The organism is Comamonas sp. wu1-DMT (genome assembly GCF_040187805.1).
In the GTDB taxonomy this organism is placed as follows: Bacteria; Pseudomonadota; Gammaproteobacteria; order Burkholderiales; family Burkholderiaceae_C; genus Comamonas; species Comamonas thiooxydans.
Genome location: NZ_JBANEM010000001.1, coordinates 1 through 16,028, shown reverse-complemented (window position 1 = coordinate 16,028; position 16,028 = coordinate 1). Strand labels below are relative to the sequence as shown.

Here is a 16,028-nt window from a genome sequence, read left to right as displayed (position 1 = left end):
CAGAAACAGCCGTCCAGCATCCGCTGGCGGTTGCGCCAGCCTGCGTGAAATCTGGGTGATGCGCTGGCTGATGGGCCTGCTGGCCCTGGCCATGGTGCTGGGCCCGACGCTTGGCCAGATGCACCGTGCGGTTCACGCGGTCAATACAGTCCCGACAAAGTCCTATGTGGCGCACAGCCATGTGCAGCCAACCTCGTCGGCTGTGGCTGCGGCTGGCGACTGCCAGAGTGACAACAGCGGCTGCGCCCCGGATCAGGGCTGGGTCCATGCGCTGTTTGCCGGTCACGGACCGGCAGAATGCCAGCTGCTGGACCAGGCCAATCATGGCTATGCCGGGCCTGTGGCCGTACTCGCTTTCAGTGCGCCGCCACCTGACAGCTTCATCCCCCGGCCTTTTGCTCCCGCGCCCAGAGCCGTCTTTATTGCAGCGCCGCTGGCTGCACGCGCGCCCCCTCTGTCTCTCAGCTCCCTGGCCTAGGCTCGGGCCATGCTTTGCATGGTCTGTTTGCTGCTGCCAGAAACCTCAAGATTGATAGCTTTCAGCGCTTTGTACACAAGCACTACAGGCTGTTTTTATTGAATTTCGTGCGCACTTTTGACCGCCTGCGTGCGCACGGTCGTTTGTGGAACTGAGATGTCTCAACGTTTTTTGAATTCTTCCGCCCATTCCTTGCGCCGTTCTTCCAAGTCGGCTCTGGCCCGCGCCATCGAAGCGCTGCAGCCGGCAGGGCGCGGGCTGGCTCTGGGTACAGGCCTGGGCCTGCTGGCCTGCTCACCCCTGGCCTTTGCGCAGTCCGATGCAGCCAAGCAAGAGTCCAGCCTGGCGGAGGTGACCGTATCGGCGACCGGCATGGCCGCCGGCGATATGGCCACGCCCGTCCAGGTCCTCGGTGAAGAGGAACTGCGCCTGCGCCGTGCCGCGACCCTGGGCGAGACCCTGGCGGCCGAGCCGGGCATCAATGCCAGCCATTTCGGTGCGGGAGCCAGCCGCCCTGTGATTCGAGGCATGGATGGTGCGCGGGTCTCCGTGCTCAGCGATGGCTCGGAGTTGCTCGATGCCTCGACGGTCAGCCCCGACCATGCGGTGACCACCGAGCCGCTGCTGGCCAATCAGATCGAAGTGCTGCGCGGCCCTTCAGCTTTGCTCTACAGCCCCGGCGCCATGGGGGGCGTGGTGAATGTGCTGGACGGCAAGATTCCGACCCGGGTGCCTGAGAAGGGCCTGGAAGGTTCGGCCGAGGTGCAGGCCGGCACGGCGGCAGGCATGTCGGCCGGGGCCTTCTCCCTTACCACGGCCACGCCGCTCAAGAACGATAACGGCCAGCTGGTGCTGCATGCCGAAGGCGTGGCCCGCAACGCGGGAGACTATCGCGTGGGCAGCGGCTGGGGCCAGAGCAAGGTTCCGGGCAGCTTCAGCCGCGGCAACACGGGCAGCGTGGGCCTGTCCTGGGTAGGCAATCAGGGCTATCTGGGCCTGGCCTACACGCGGCAGCAGGCCAGGTACGGCTTGCCAGGCCATCAGCACAGCTTCGAAGGCTGCCACGCACATGGCGATCATCTGCATTGCGGCTCCCATGATGGGCATGACCACGACCATGATCATGAGGAAGGCGGCAGTGTGCCCGTGGTCGATCTGACCAGCGAGCGCTGGGATCTGCGCGGCGAATGGCGCAAGCCCACAGCCGGCATCGCCGCACTGCGTCTGCGCGGGGGCCTGACCAATTACCGCCACGACGAGATCGAGGATGGCAGCGTGGCCACTCAGTTCAGAAACAAGGCCCATGACCTGCGCCTGGAGATGGAGCATGAACCCATCGCCGGCTGGCGTGGCACGCTGGGTCTGCAAACCCTCAAGCGCCGCTTCAGCGCCACGGGCGAAGAGGCCTATGTGCAGCCCACGGATACCCAGCGCCACAGCCTCTATCTGCTGGAGGAATACCGCTGGCAGGATTGGAGCTTTCAGGGAGCCTTGCGCCACGACCGCCAACGCGTGGAGGCCGAGCTGAGCAACGAGCGTCGCAGCCACAGCGCCACTTCGGCGTCGCTGGGCACGGCCTGGAAGTTCCAGCCCGGCTATAGCGCATCGGCCTCGTTCACCAGCGGCAGCCGCATGCCCACGGCCGAAGAGCTGTTTGCCAACGGCCTGCACATGGCCACGGCAACCTACGAAATCGGCAATCCCAATCTGTCGCGCGAGCGCTCGCAGGCGCTGGACCTGGGCCTGGCCAAGACGGCCGGTGATACGACCTGGAAGCTCAATGCCTATCACTACCGCATCAAGGGCTATATCTACGGCGCCACGCTGGATGCCCACGAAGGGTTGCAGCTGCTGCAATACACCCAGGGCAATGCGCGCTTTACGGGCTGGGAGGCTCAGCTGAGCCAGCGCCTGAGTCGCGAGTTGAGCCTGAGCGTGTTTGGCGACGGCGTGCGTGCGCGTCTGGAAGATGGCTCTGCGCTGCCACGCATTCCGGCATTACGTGCCGGCTTGCGGGTGAACGCGCGTCTGGCCGGCTGGGACACCATGGCTGAATGGACCCAGGTGCTGCGCCAGAACCGCACGGCCCAGTACGAAACCCAGACACCGGGCTACGGCATGCTGAACCTGGGCGCCAGCTACCTCTGGAAGAGTGGTGGCAACCAGTGGCAGTTCTATGTCAAGGGCCAGAACCTCACCAACCGTCTGGCCTACGCTGCAACCTCGTTCATCAAGAGCGCAGCCCCGTTGACGGGTCGTAATCTGGTGGTCGGTCTGAGAATGGACTTCTGATCCGGCTCTTGATGAGCCAAGCTACATCCGGCCCGGGTTTGGGCCTGGGCCGGACGCCATGGCTATAGATAGTGCTGCAGATGGCGCAGGGAACGAGTGCTGTCCACGCCTATCCTGGCAATCACTTCCGATTCGGGCACGCCGGCGCGCAGCCACTGCACGATGGCCGTGTTGCGCAAGACCTGCGGCCCCACGCGCTGCAACGGAAATTTCTGGCTGTCCTCGGGCTGGGCACTGTGAGCGCGCTGAATGATCTGCGAGGCCACATGGAACAGCATGCGTACCGACAACTCGCCGCCACGGCGCGAATAGAAGACGATATGGTTGCCGTCAATCACCGACGGCCCGCGCTGTGCGGCGCTGAATCTTCTCCAGCTTTGCAAGGCCTGGGCCACGGAGTCGGGCAGCTCAAGCAGCCTTTGCTGAGCATCTCTGCCGCCTTCTATCTGCAGGTAGCGGGGCAGGGGTGACTCTCCGTTCGCAATGCTTTCCGAGCTGCCAACCCAGACCTGATTTGCGCTTGAAAGCAGGTTCTTCCATAGCAGGCAGCGCACCTCTTCGGGAGCCAGAGCCATCTCGTAGAGCAGCAGCACAATGGCGCGGTCGCGTGCGTCCTGATAACCGTCGGCGCTGGGAAAGTGCCTTGGCAGTGACTGCCAGAGCAGGGGGGGGCAGGCAATGGCCCTTGCCGTCTTCCGAGGGAGGTCGTTCGGCCGGCTCGAGACCGGTTGCAGGGTTGGCGCTGATCCAGCCGTGCTCCATCGCATGGTCGTAGATGCGCTCCAGCAGCCGCCAGTAGCGGCGGCGGGTGACCGGACTGATCTTGCGCTCGGGGTGGTGGTGCGCTCGTTGTCCATCGCGTATCTGCAAGAAGCTCTGTACATCCAGCTCGCTTGCCTGATGCCAGGACTTTGAAGAGCGCGGCCTGCGGGCAGGGCGCACCTTGTCTGAGATCGGTGCTTGCCCGGACAGATGCATCAACCAGGCCTGCCAGACCTTTTCATAATTGCCGTCTGGAGAGGTGTCCAGCGCATCCCAGCTCTTGCTGCCCTCATGCTCGAGCCAGTCGCGAAACAGCTGGCTTCCAGTTGGCAGTGTGGATGGATCTGGAGTCTGCTGATCCGGAATGTTTTTGTCTTGCATATGAAGAGTTTAATGTAACTTACATGAAGTATCTATCACTACCAACAAAAATACATTCACTCAATCACAAGCCTGAAGTAATCAGCGAAGAGGGCGCTTTCTGTCGCAGCGCCCTCACATTTTCATGACGGATCCATCAAAACTCAGGGCGCCAGCCGTTCGCGAATCCAGTCCTGACCTTCCTGGCGGTAGCTCAGGCGGTCATGCAGCCGGCTCTTGCGCCCCTGCCAGAACTCCCAACGCTCGGGCACAAGACGGAAACCACCCCAATGAGGAGGCCGGGGAGGATTGAGTAAAAACTGTGCGCTGTATTTGGCGGCATTGGCCACCAGCACGCCGCGACCGCTGATGACCTGGCTTTGTGGACTGGCCCAGGCCCCGATCCTGGAGTCAAGCGGGCGGCTGGCAAAGTAGGCATCGCTTTCCTCGGCGCTGACTTTTTCCACACGGCCTTCGATGCGTACCACACGCTCCAGCTCCACCCAGTGAAATTGCAGGGCGGCGAATGGATTGCCCGCCAGTTGCTGACCCTTTCGGCTGTCGTAGTTGGTGTACCAGACAATGCCACGCTCGTCATAGCCTTTGATCAGCACGATGCGCGTGCTGGGTCGCAGGTCGCCGCCCACGGTCGCCACAGTCATGGCATTGGGCTCGGGCACCTGGGCTCTCACAGCTTCCTGCAGCCATTGGTCGAACTGCTGCAGGGGATTCTGGTTGGAAGCGGATTCGCTCAGCTCTGCGCGTTCATAGCTTTTGCGCAGATCGGCAATGGATGAAGATAGGCTGCTCATGTTCACATTGTGCCGCGCAGCCAAAGCCGGCGTTATGCTCGACAGCAATATGAATCAAGAAGTTTTGCCCGCTCCCATGGTTGATCCGGACCGGCCTTGTGTGCTGGTTCTCGCTGCGGGCAGGGGAGAGCGCTTTCTCGCATCGGGCGGCTCCAGCCACAAGCTCCAGGCCGTGCTGGGCCAGCAAACCGTTTTACAGACCACTCTGTCTGCAGTGCAGGCCTCTGGCCTTCCCTGGCATCTGGAGTGCGGGCCTCATCCCGGCATGGGCGACAGCATTGCGGCGGCCGTCAAGGCCACAGCTGGTGCCAAAGGCTGGCTGATCCTGCCTGCAGATTTGCCTTTGGTTCAAGCCGCTACGCTACACGAGTTGGCCTTGCAGCTAACGCGGCTGGATAGCCGTGAGCTGCATGTGATTCAACCCTTCTACCAGGGACGGAAGGGTCATCCAGTAGCTTTTAGCCGGGCGGCAGCTCAGGCACTCGCCCTGCTGAGCGGCGATCAGGGCGCGGCCTCCATCGTGCGTAATGCGGCGGAGAATCAGCGTCTGCAACGCTGGGACTGCGATGACATAGGCTGTGTGCTCGATGTGGACACAGTGCAGGCCTTGGAGGAAGCGCGCAAGATCTGGCATGACCGCAATTCACGGTCGTCAAAAAGCCCCTGAAGGAGGGGCTAGGACTCGACAACCATTGACTTTGCCGAGCTCGTCTAGGTTTGTCGCTGTGTCTCGGTCAAGGCTTGGTCGACCATCAGACCTTGTCTTGCTGGCGCGTGTTCGCGGCTCTTTCCATGCGAGAGCGACAGCTTTACGCGCCGCGCTCGATTACGGCACAAGCCAGGCGCGCGCCTGAATTGCCGGTAGGCTGGGTCGTGTAGTCATCCGGATCGTTGTGCACGATCAGCGACCGACCCAGAATGCCGTTGCTGCCTCTGTCCAGTTTGAACTCCTTGCTCAAAAAATCGATAGTCGCCACGCCCTGGGTATCGGCGTCAAGGCTGGGCAGGTCACCGATGTGATGGGCCTTGGTGTCGCCGAATTTGCCATGCGCCTGCTGTCCAGGATTGAAATGGCCGCCAGCGCTCAAGCCGTCGCCGCTGGAGCAGTCGCCTTTTTCATGGACGTGAAAGCCGTGCTCGCTATTCGGCGCCAGCCCTTCCACGCGGCCTTTTACTCGCACGCTACCGTCAGGCTGCGGGAAGAACTGCACAGTGCCCGTTACCTGGCTGCCCTTGGTGGCTTCCAGACGTGCAATCGATTGCACGCCTTTGCTGGGAGTTGCTGCAGACGCCGTCTCCGAAGAAGAGGGCGCGGCCGTGTTGCTGGTCGTGGAACAGGCCGTCACGGCCAGGCTTGCGGCAAGCGCCAGACCTGTCCAGGCAGGGCGCGAAAAGAGGGCGGCAACACGGTTAGGGAGCATGGCAGTCTTTCCGAAATCAAAAGGCCATTGTGCCCCGGATCGCCAGAATTTCAAGCTTTTTTGCCTTGTATCCCAATACAGTAGAGCGATGTTAGCTACGTTTCAAATAGCAGCAACAGCTGAGCACCTGGCTTGCTGGAAGTCCGCATAGGCCAGCAGGCGCTTGAGCGCCTTGTCGTCAATGCCCAGCCGTTGCAACTCGTCAAAAGTGGCCTGGGCGTAGTCCAGCGTTGTGCCGTATATGCCCTGGGCCTCAGAGAAGATGCGCCGGTATTCATCCGGCGCCAGCTCGCCGGTATGGTGCGGGCTTTGGCGCGAGAGCGTGAATGCCAGGGCCTTCACGGCTCCGTGCGGCGTGCGGCAAGGCAGCCAGCGCGGGTCATAGACGGCATTGGGCATCTCACGCAGCCAAAGCTTCCGCATGACGGTATCGCCTTGGTTGCGTGGAATACGGAAGGCCATGCCCTGGCAGCTGCCGCCCGAGAGCATGCCGAACACCAGGCCTGGTACCTGGGGGGTGCCACGGTTGATGGTGCTCCACATTTTGAGAGCACGATGCCAGCCATGTACATGGGCCGATCGGCGTTCGCTGAAGTCGAATTCGGGACGCCAGATCAGGGAGCCATAGCCAAAAATCCACAAATCCTCATCGCCTCCCCACTGCGCCAGAGCCCGCTCCAGCATCTGGTCGGCATCACGCATGGAATGGTTCAACAAGGGCAGGGCGGACATGGAAACTCCTCAAACCGGATTCAGAGCTGAATTGACTTTGATATATAACGCGCGGACGCGCCGTCGGTGCACCTGTGCACGCACGAAGGCGTAAAAGCAACGCTTTGCCGCTGTGAAACGGCTGAAACTTGAATCTTTTTTGCGATTGCCGTGAAGGCAGTCGTTAGGGCGTTTCACGGCAAACCTCTAGAATGCGTGGTTTTGTCGCTTTGTCAGCCCGAAGCATGTAGTCGGGCTGCAAAGCGTCATGAATACAGGTTTCGTACTTTCATAATCACCCGCAAATACGGAGATTTCATTCATGTCCTTCAACAGCTCTGACGACGATAGCCAACAACGCTTTGCCCTGGGTTTTCTGTTTGCCCTGATCGCTCTGGTTGTCTCCACCGTCGTCGGCACCGTCGTCTACAAGCGCGGCATTTCCCATGCTCCCAAGGCTGAAGCCGCCGTGTCCGCACCCAGCGCGACCAACGTGCCTGTGGTGGTGGTTGAAGAAACTGCCCGCGTGATCGTGGAAAACGGTGTGGTCAAGTTCTACTTTGTCTCGGGCAAGGCGGAAGTGGCCGCTGGCGCCAACGAAGCGCTGAGCAACGTGGTCAAGGGCGTGGCTGAAGGCAAGCGCGCTGTGATCTCCGGCTTCCATGATGCAACCGGCAGTGCTGAAATCAACGCGGAGCTGGCCAAGCAACGTGCGCAAGCCGTCCAGGCCGCTCTGGTGGCACTGGGCGTGACAGAAGACAAGGTCGAGCTGAAGAAGCCCGAGCAATCTCAGGCCGACGGCTCCAATGCCGAAGCTCGCCGTGTGGAAGTGATTCTGGCCGACTGATAAACCCGGCTCTCTTGCGCAAAGCCCGATATGGCATTCGCTGTATAGGGCTTTTGGTATTTGCAGCAGAGCAAGGATCAGTTGTTTTCAATGAATCCAGCTGCCGGAGGCTTGCCCAGGGCAATGACTCTTTCAATACCGCCGGCATCGACCTGGCGCATGACAAACGATCCCCGCGCAAAGCGCATGGAACGGATCTGCCAGCACCCGTTGATGCGCTCGTACTCGTCGCTGTACTGACCTGAGAGATTGACGATGGTGCGTTCCTTGACATTGACCTGGCAGAACTCCAGATCCCACAAGCCTTTTGCACTATCGGCGCCCGTAAAGCTGATCTGAGGGTTGTGGCCGTGGTGCATGTCCTGGATGGACGGATTGGCAACTGCCAGTCTGGTGAAGGTTTCAACCCATTCTTCTCGATCCGTAAAAGCCGGAAAACCATCGGCTTCGATGACTGCACCATGCTCGACAAAGCACTCACGCATGGCATTCGGCTGCTTCTGATCGCAGGCCCGCAAGTACCGAGCCTTCAAAGCCTGTATCGACTGAATATCCTCAAGATGCTGCAAACGCTGCTGGAGTTGCTCCAGAACCGAGTCACTCATTGCCTGTCTCCTGATTGGTGTTGGAGTACCGAGTCTGGAATGCCGGCCAATGCCTGCAAACCCATGTTTGGACGATAGGTAGTCAATTCGGGCCTGAAAAATCAGGAATTGGCACAGATCGCCAAGGACATTGCCGCCAATACGGTCGGGACCATCGTCCATCGCCTGGTAACTGATGGTCAGTGTGTGGCCTGCATCTGCTGGTGCCGCACCGGGCTCTCTGGTGGGCTCCATCTGCCGCTCGATGCGGACATGAGATTCACACTGTGAAAGCCTGCTCTCTAACAGTGGTTGGGACAACAGGCCACAACGGTACGCAGTGGCGGGCTTAAGACTGCATGGCTGACGTCATGGCTTGGTTACTTGGGAAATGCTTCGCTGCGCAGTCCGGTATGTGCCCGGAGTCATACCCGTCCAGTGACGAAAGGCGCGGTGAAAAACAGCAGGAGTGCTGAAGCCCAGGGCATAGGAGATCTCAGCCAGAGAAACGTCGTTACGTACAAGGTTCAGGATGGCCAAGTCCCTGCGCAGTTCATCCTTGATGCCCTGGAAGGACAGACCTTCCTCTTGCAATTTGCGGATCAATGTTCGCGAGGACATGTGCAGTCGGCTTGAAACGTCGTCCAGCGTTCTTCCCAGATCTGCGTGCAACAACTCGCGCACTTTTAGCCGTATAGCGTGTTCGTGGTAGGAGGTGAAAATCCAATCGCGGGGTGCTCGTGCAAGAAAGGTCCGTACGTCAGCTGCACTGCGTACGGGCCGGATTTTCCCTAGCTCGGCACCAAAGGTGATCTGCGAGTGCTTGCCATCGAAATCAATGGGGGCCGGGAACAGGATCGGATAGTCGGCGGCAAAGGAGGGACGCGGAAATGCGAGCCCCACGCTGTAAACAGGAACCTCCCGGCCGACGAGCCATGAAACGATGCCGTGCGTGAGCTTCAACATCAGTGCGTGGCCGAAGCGGTTCACCCTCGCCTCGGGTGAACGGGGGATCAGGTCCAGGCGCAGTGTGGTTTCAGCTTGTCCAAAATTCAAGCGATAGTCGTCCAGCAGCAGGTTCCAGAACTGTGTGAAGCGATATAGCGCCACATCGATTGTGGGCGCATCCATGAGCACCCGGATGATGTATTTCAGGGAGCCGGTTCGTATGGGGCGGCTCCATAAACCCATCATTTCATCGCCCGTTGCGCCAGCGCTTTTCTGATAAAGCCCAACGAGCTGATCGTGTGTGAGCCGAGCGCCAGGGTGGCTGATGAATTCCTTGACTATTCCAGCCTCTTTCAGGCAGCGATCCAAAGCTTGTTCGGAGCAAAGCGCCCGCAGACTTTGCAGCAGATCCTGCACCAAATCGAGTGAAACAGTTGCCGTCGAGGTACCTCTGCCATCCTCTGCATCCGTTTGAGGCCATTCCAGGGGATCTGGTGCGATTGTCACTTTTTGCATGTTTCAAGTCGCCATTGGCAATTGGATGGGGAGCGCCTTGTACCTATTCTCTGAATAAAGGAAAAGGAGACAACGACATGGAACGGCTTGGAAACATGATGCGCATGCCGCTGCTTATCAGTTCAATCCTAACGTATGCCATTGAAAATAGCGGAGATCAGCAGATTTTAACGGCACTTGACGATGGTGGGTTGCACACGTACTCGTACCGTGAATTCGGTGAAAGAGTGATGGATCTGGCCATCGGCATGACGCGGCATGAAGTACAGCCAGGTCACAGGGTGGCGACATTGGCATGGAATACCTATCGCCATCTGGAAATCTACTATGCCACGGCTGGTATCGGCGTGATTTGCCACACGGTTAATCCGCGGCTGAGTCGTGAGCAAATCACCTTCATCATCAATGATGCGCAGGACACCGTTCTGTTCTACGACGCGCAATTCACAGAGCTGGTCGATTTCTTGCGCCCTCAGTGCCCGTCAGTGGCGCATTGGGTGCTGTTGAGCGAAGGTGCAGGTGGAGGAAGCGCTGGGGACAACTACGGCTCCTGGCTTGGCAACGACACCCGTGGCTTTGAATGGCCGGTCTTTGATGAAAATACCGCGTGTGGGCTGTGCTACACGTCCGGCACCACTGGAGCGCCGAAGGGGGTACTGTACTCCCATCGATCAACTGTGCTGCACGCCTACGCGTCCAGCCATCCCAACGCCGTCGCCATCTCGGCCAGAGATGCCGTGATGCCATTGGTGCCCATGTTTCATGTCAATGCTTGGGGTTTGCCGTATTCAGCCTTGATGTCCGGGGCCAAGATTGTCTTGCCGGGATCGAACATGCAGGGGGAGCGCCTGTACGCTCTGTGCGAGCGAGCAGGGGTGACGTTGTCGGCCGGCGTTCCAACTGTATGGAAAGGCGTGTTGGACCATGCCGAAAGCCACGGACTAGCCTTCAGCACGCTCCAGCGCATTCTCATCGGTGGCGCGGCATGCCCGCCTCACATGATTGCGGCTTTTGACGCCCGTAATGTCTCGGTGCGCCATGCCTGGGGGATGACGGAGGTGTCCCCCCTGGGAACGGTGTGCCAATTGCTTCCCCAGCATGCGTCGCTGTCTGGCGACGAAGCCCTGCAGGTGCTGGCGTCGCAGGGGCGGCCCTTGTTTGGTGCGAGATTCAAGGTGGTGGACGATGCTGGCAATCGATTGCCCCACGATGGAGTTTCAACTGGGCACCTGATGGTTCAGGGCAACTGGGTCATCTCTCGCTACTACGGCAAGAATGAGCCCGCGATCGAAGACGGATGGTTCTGTACGGGAGACGTCGGCAGCATGGATGCGGACGGCTACATGCGCATCACGGATCGCCGCAAGGATGTCATCAAGTCAGGCGGAGAGTGGATCTCATCCATAGAGATTGAAAACATCGCGATGGAAGAGTCCGGTGTCGAGTTGGCAGCCTGCATTGCCGAGGCCAACGAAAAGTGGGGTGAACGCCCGGTGCTGTTCGTCGTGCCTAAGGCGGGCGCGGAGCGATCGGCCGAACGGATTCTCGCGCGCTACCAAGGGCGTGTGGCGAAGTGGTCTATTCCCGACAGGGTGGTGTTCATAGATCACATGCCGATGACGGCCACCGGAAAGATTCAGAAAACAGCGCTGCGTGCGCTGGCGACGTGATCCGTCCCTATCCCCATTCGTTACCCATTTCACCGCTTGCAAGGAGTTCTTTCTATGTCTACCCCTCTTTTGCTGACGTCCGAGCAGGACGACGTCGGCATCGTTACCCTGAACATGGAGCACAAGCGCAATGCGCTGAACGAGGAAGCGATTGCGGCCATCGATGCCTATTTTTCGGCTATTCCCAGCCACATCCGCGTCGTCCTTCTAATGGCCAAGGGTGAGCATTTCTGTGCCGGGCTCGATTTGAAGGAGCACCATGACAAGGAGCGCAGCGGCGTTGAATTCATGCGCGTGTGTCAGGGCTGGCACCGCGCGTTCGACAAGATCCAGCATGGCGGCATCCCTGTGGTCGCCTGCCTGCAAGGCGCCGTAGTAGGCGGTGGGCTGGAACTTGCCAGCGCGGCCCATGTCCGTGTGGCCGACAGCGGCACCTTCTTCGCGTTGCCCGAGGGCACACGTGGCATCTTCACTGGCGGCGGTGCCACTGTACGCACGGCGCGCATCATCTCCGCCCCCCGCATGGTTGAGATGATGCTCACGGGCCGGGTCATCGATGCGCACGAAGGCCGTCAACTCGGTCTGGCCCACTACGTCTGCGACTCCGCCAAGGGCGATACACCAGCCTCTGAATTGGCACTTTCCCTGGCGAAAAAGATCGCTGGCAACGCGGCGCTGTCCAACTACGCCATCGTCAGTGCCATCAGCCGCATTGCGGACATGTCGGCCACGGATGGTTTGTTCACCGAAGGGCTGGTTATGGCCATGATCCAGCAGGGGCATGACGTACAGCAGCGCCTGGGCGAGTTCGTCAACAAGAGGGCACACAAGGTTCAACTGGGCCACTGATTCTGTTCGCCTGCCGACCCGCAACAACAACGGAGACAAGCATGCTATCGAATGAAGAAATATGCCGGCGGCTGCCCGGCCACCCTGGCTATGAACAACTCAAAACCCAGCGCCGCCGCGTGGCATTTGCCTTTGCCAGCGTATGCCTGGGACTGTGTATGGCCTTCATTCTGGCTGCAGTGATGTCGCCTGCCAGTCTGGCCGTGCCTTTGAACCGCGAGGGAACGCTTACCAGCGGCGTGGCATGCGCCACCGGGCTGATCGCGTTGTCATGGGGGCTAACGGGCATTTATATCCACATTGCTAATACACGCTTCGACGCTCAGTGCACGCGGCTGCTGTCGGGGTTGCAAACATGAATACGCAGGCCATCCTGATCTTCGCTGGTTTTGTCGCCATCACGCTAGGCATCACCTACTGGGCATCAAACCGCACGCGTTCTACCTCGGATTTTTACACTGCAGGTGGCGGTATCACTGGGACCCAGAATGGAATGGCAATCGTGGGCGACTACATGTCTGCAGCCACATTGCTGGGTATCTCCAGCTTGGCATTCTCCAACGGCTTCGACTCGCTGATCTACGCGGTGTGTGCCTTCATGGGCTGGCCCATGATCATGTTTCTGATTGCTGAGCGCCTGCGCAACCTGGGGCGCTATACGCTGAGCGACATCGTTTCCTACCGCTTGGATGAGCGCAGTACGCGCATCTTCACCGCGATCAGTTCGCTGACCGTGGTGCTGTTCTATCTCATTGTGCAGATGGTTGGCGCCGGACAGTTGGTGCAGCTACTGTTTGGCATCGACTACACCTATGCCGTCATTGCCGTTGGTCTGCTGATGATGGTGTATGTCGTGGTCGGCGGCATGGTTGCAACGACCTGGGTGCAGATCATCAAGGCCGTGCTGATGCTGGGCAACGGCATCGTGCTGATGGTGCTTGCTTTGCGCTATTTTAATTTCGACTTCTCGTCCTTATTGGCGGCTGCTGCCAACAACCATCAGGCTGGCGAAGCGATGAAAGGGCCCTGGAAGCTCATGGCGAATCCGATCTCCGGCTTGTCACTGGCCGTCTCCCTAGTCTTTGGCATTGCGGGCCTGCCTCACATCATGATGCGTTTCTTCACCGTGCCCAATGCGCGCGCGGCCCGCAAATCAGTTTTCGTCGCCACAGGCTTGATGGGCGCGTTCTTTGTGATCATCTGCTTTCTGGGTCTCAGTGCAATGGCCATCCTGCCGAACTACCCCGCATTCTACGTGGACGGCAAGGTGGGCGGCCCTGTGCTGGGGGGCTCAAATATGCCCATCATGCACCTGGCGACCGCGCTGGGCGGCAACTTGCTGTTCGGCCTGCTGGCTGCCGTATCGTTCGCCACCATTCTCGCGGTGGTCAGTGGATTGACACTGGCCGGTGCCTCCGCTATTGCGCATGACCTGTATGCAAAGGTCTACAAGAACGACCATGTTTCCCCCAGTGAGGCCATGCGCGTGAACCGTCTGGCCTCCATTGGCATCGGCATGGTAGCCATCGTGCTAGGCCTGCTCTTTCGAGATCAGAACGTGGCTTTCCTGGTGGCCCTTGCCTTCAGCATCGCTGCATCCGCCAACTTTCCAGTGTTGCTCATGTCGATGTACTGGCGCAGCCTGACGACCCGTGGTGCCTTGGCCGGCGGCCTGGTAGGGCTGAGCGTGGCTCTTGCTTTGGTAGTGCTCTCGCCTGCGGTATGGGTGCGCATCTTCCATTTCGCCGCGCCGGTATTTCCCTATGACTACCCCACACTGATTTCGATGCCGTTGGCATTCGTGGTGATCGTCGTGGTATCCATCATGGACCGCTCACCGCGCGCCGCGCAGGACAAAGCTGGGTTTCCTGCGCAGGAGGTGCGTGCGGAAACCGCCGTAGGCATTGCCTCTGTATCTCATTGAACGTACGGAAGATAAAGCAAGGACATGACTTACCAAGCCCCATTGACGACATGCTGTTTTGCATGAAGGAACTTGCTGGGCTAGACGCAACCGCGCGACTGCAGGGGCTGGAAGAAGTCATGCCGGAGACGGCCCAAGCCTGCGCCAAATTCACCCAGATAGTGATCGCGCCGCTGAATGCAGCTGGGGGACAAAACCCCGCTGCCTTGGCCGATGGCTCGGTGAGCACCTTGCCCGGCTTCAAATGGACTTAGCTGCAGTCGATGGAAGAGGGTTGCAGCCCCCCGCCTTTGGCGGCCAAGGTCTGCCCAGCATCGGCGCGGCATGCACGGAAATGCTCAACAGCGCCAGCATGAGCTTTGCATTGTGTCCGCTGCTGCCAGCAAGGTCATGTTGGCGCGCCAGAAGATAGATATGGCCTTCCTGAGCACAAAGATCGCCACATCGCACTTCTTACACCATCCGCATCCTTTCGGCTTGCGCGACATCGTCATCGAAGCCAATGAAAGCACGCTGGCGTGTGAGTCTTTCTGAACACAGGCATTCGTCATTCGACGGGTTTCTTTTTCCACCGAACAGGAGTTTCACCATGACTGACATCAGTAACAGAACGGAAATCGCCCACTACATAGGCGGCGCTCACATCTCTGGCAACAGCACGCGTCAGCAACCCATCTACAACCCCGCCACCGGCGCCGTTAGCCGCCAGGTGCGTCTGGGTACGGCTCAGGACGTGGAGGCTGCCGTTGCTGCTGCGCAGTCTGCATTTCCGCGGTGGGCGGACACCCCGCCCATACGTCGCGCGCGCGTGCTGTTCAAGTTCCTGGAACTGCTTAATGGCAATAAGGACGAACTCGCCGCACTCATCACGGCCGAGCATGGCAAGGTTTTCACTGATGCTCAAGGCGAGGTGGCACGGGGCATCGATATCGTCGAGTTCTCATGTGGAATTCCCCAACTCCTTAAAGGCGACTTTACCGATCAAGTCAGTACCGGTATTGATAACTGGACTCTGCGCCAGCCACTTGGCGTCGTCGCTGGTGTGACACCTTTCAATTTTCCCGTCATGGTGCCCATGTGGATGTTTCCCGTGGCCATTGCCGCCGGCAATTGCTTCGTGCTCAAGCCTAGCCCCATTGACCCCAGCCCGAGTTTGTTCATCGCCGATCTGTTGAAACAGTCAGGCTTGCCCGACGGCGTGTTCAACGTTGTTCAAGGAGACAAAGAGGTTGTAGATGCGCTGCTGGAACACCCTGAAGTGAAGGCGCTGAGCTTCGTTGGCTCTACCCCGATCGCCAACTACATCTATGAAACCGGTGCGCGCCATGGCAAGCGCGTGCAGGCGCTGGGAGGCGCCAAGAACCATATGGTGGTGATGCCAGATGCGGATATCGACCAGGCCGTGGATGCACTGATCGGTGCGGGCTATGGTTCAGCGGGGGAGCGCTGCATGGCCATCTCTGTCGCAGTGCTCGTAGGCGACGTCGCTGACAAGCTCATGCCCAGATTGGAGGAACGAACCAGAGCATTGAAAGTGCTCAATGGCACCAATTTGGCGGCAGAGATGGGCCCCATCGTGACTCCTGCGGCGCATGCGCGTATCAGTAGCTATATCGAGCAGGGCGTTAAGGAGGGGGCACAACTGCTCGTTGATGGCCGTACCTTCCTGGGCGCTGCTGCCGGAGAGGGGTGCGCCAACGGCTTTTGGATGGGGGGCACGTTGTTCGACCAGGTTAAGCCGGAAATGAGCATCTAGGGGTCGTTTGCGGGAGAGGGCGAAATCCTACGCTAAGGCTTTGGCCAACGATATTCTCCGGTAAGATTGATGTGTTCCCAGGGGATAGGAGAAGTCGC

Annotated in this window: 15 protein-coding genes and 1 pseudogene; 10 read left to right on the top strand and 6 right to left on the bottom strand. The window is 59.5% G+C overall.

Translation table 11 applies throughout. From position 1 onward, the window contains the following. The first annotated feature begins 58 nt into the window (after positions 1-58). Together V8Z78_RS00085 and V8Z78_RS00080 are read left to right on the top strand one after the other, a co-directional pair. The gene (locus V8Z78_RS00085; protein ID WP_502878831.1) at positions 59-478 is read left to right on the top strand and encodes a hypothetical protein; all 420 of its coding nucleotides are present in this window, start codon (positions 59-61) and stop codon (positions 476-478) included. Positions 479-634: 156 nt separating this feature from the next. Beyond that, positions 635-2,770, top strand: a complete 2,136-nt coding sequence (locus V8Z78_RS00080; RefSeq protein WP_349730658.1) for a TonB-dependent receptor domain-containing protein — start codon at positions 635-637, stop codon at positions 2,768-2,770. Positions 2,771-2,832: 62 nt separating this feature from the next. On the opposite strand, the gene V8Z78_RS00075 is transcribed toward V8Z78_RS00080, so the two are convergent. Beyond that, positions 2,833-3,537, bottom strand: coding sequence for a site-specific integrase (locus V8Z78_RS00075; RefSeq protein ID WP_349730657.1), 705 nt, complete (start codon positions 3,535-3,537; stop codon positions 2,833-2,835). Between the two features lie 519 nt (positions 3,538-4,056). Next, the gene (gene pdxH / locus V8Z78_RS00070; protein ID WP_046462426.1) at positions 4,057-4,704 is read right to left on the bottom strand and encodes a pyridoxamine 5'-phosphate oxidase; all 648 of its coding nucleotides are present in this window, start codon (positions 4,702-4,704) and stop codon (positions 4,057-4,059) included. A gap of 34 nt (positions 4,705-4,738) precedes the next feature. Here pdxH and V8Z78_RS00065 point away from each other — a divergent pair, with 34 nt between their 5' ends. Next, positions 4,739-5,371, top strand: coding sequence for a nucleotidyltransferase family protein (locus V8Z78_RS00065; protein ID WP_349730959.1), 633 nt, complete (start codon positions 4,739-4,741; stop codon positions 5,369-5,371). A 142-nt stretch (positions 5,372-5,513) separates the two neighbouring features. Here the strand turns inward: V8Z78_RS00065 and V8Z78_RS00060 are convergent, their stop codons facing one another. Together V8Z78_RS00060 and V8Z78_RS00055 are read right to left on the bottom strand one after the other, a co-directional pair. Beyond that, a complete protein-coding gene (locus tag V8Z78_RS00060) occupies positions 5,514-6,125 on the bottom strand; it encodes a superoxide dismutase family protein (protein ID WP_003070831.1) in 612 nt (203 codons plus the stop codon). 102 nt (positions 6,126-6,227) lie between these two features. Beyond that, the gene (locus tag V8Z78_RS00055) at positions 6,228-6,857 is read right to left on the bottom strand and encodes a gamma-glutamylcyclotransferase (protein WP_003070833.1); all 630 of its coding nucleotides are present in this window, start codon (positions 6,855-6,857) and stop codon (positions 6,228-6,230) included. A 301-nt stretch (positions 6,858-7,158) separates the two neighbouring features. On the opposite strand from V8Z78_RS00055, the gene V8Z78_RS00050 reads away from it, so the two are divergent. After that, positions 7,159-7,683: an OmpA family protein gene (locus tag V8Z78_RS00050; protein ID WP_003070835.1), complete on the top strand. Its 525-nt coding sequence runs from the start codon at positions 7,159-7,161 to the stop codon at positions 7,681-7,683. Positions 7,684-7,760: 77 nt separating this feature from the next. On the opposite strand, the gene V8Z78_RS00045 is transcribed toward V8Z78_RS00050, so the two are convergent. Together V8Z78_RS00045 and V8Z78_RS00040 are read right to left on the bottom strand one after the other, a co-directional pair. After that, positions 7,761-8,522, bottom strand: a complete 762-nt coding sequence (locus tag V8Z78_RS00045) for a nuclear transport factor 2 family protein (RefSeq protein WP_349730656.1) — start codon at positions 8,520-8,522, stop codon at positions 7,761-7,763. A gap of 114 nt (positions 8,523-8,636) precedes the next feature. Then, positions 8,637-9,731 (bottom strand): helix-turn-helix domain-containing protein, encoded by a 1,095-nt coding sequence (locus tag V8Z78_RS00040; protein ID WP_502878827.1) that lies wholly within the window; start codon positions 9,729-9,731, stop codon positions 8,637-8,639. A gap of 77 nt (positions 9,732-9,808) precedes the next feature. Between V8Z78_RS00040 and V8Z78_RS00035 the strand changes: the two genes are divergently transcribed. The 6 genes and pseudogenes from V8Z78_RS00035 to mmsA all read left to right on the top strand — a co-directional run. After that, positions 9,809-11,401, top strand: a complete 1,593-nt coding sequence (locus tag V8Z78_RS00035; RefSeq protein WP_349730655.1) for a long-chain-fatty-acid--CoA ligase — start codon at positions 9,809-9,811, stop codon at positions 11,399-11,401. Between the two features lie 54 nt (positions 11,402-11,455). Next, positions 11,456-12,250 (top strand): crotonase/enoyl-CoA hydratase family protein, encoded by a 795-nt coding sequence (locus V8Z78_RS00030; protein ID WP_280039848.1) that lies wholly within the window; start codon positions 11,456-11,458, stop codon positions 12,248-12,250. Between the two features lie 41 nt (positions 12,251-12,291). Then, positions 12,292-12,609: a DUF485 domain-containing protein gene (locus V8Z78_RS00025; RefSeq protein WP_034355977.1), complete on the top strand. Its 318-nt coding sequence runs from the start codon at positions 12,292-12,294 to the stop codon at positions 12,607-12,609. Next, positions 12,606-14,174 (top strand): sodium:solute symporter family transporter, encoded by a 1,569-nt coding sequence (locus V8Z78_RS00020; protein WP_280039849.1) that lies wholly within the window; start codon positions 12,606-12,608, stop codon positions 14,172-14,174. Before V8Z78_RS00025 ends, V8Z78_RS00020 begins: the two co-directional genes overlap by 4 nt. A gap of 324 nt (positions 14,175-14,498) precedes the next feature. Then, complete coding sequence (locus tag V8Z78_RS00010) at positions 14,499-14,708, top strand: hypothetical protein (protein ID WP_039051009.1); 210 nt, start codon at positions 14,499-14,501, stop codon at positions 14,706-14,708. A 55-nt stretch (positions 14,709-14,763) separates the two neighbouring features. Further along, positions 14,764-15,927, top strand: a pseudogene (gene mmsA, locus V8Z78_RS00005) (CoA-acylating methylmalonate-semialdehyde dehydrogenase); the annotation flags it as partial. Positions 15,928-16,028: the final 101 nt, after the last annotated feature.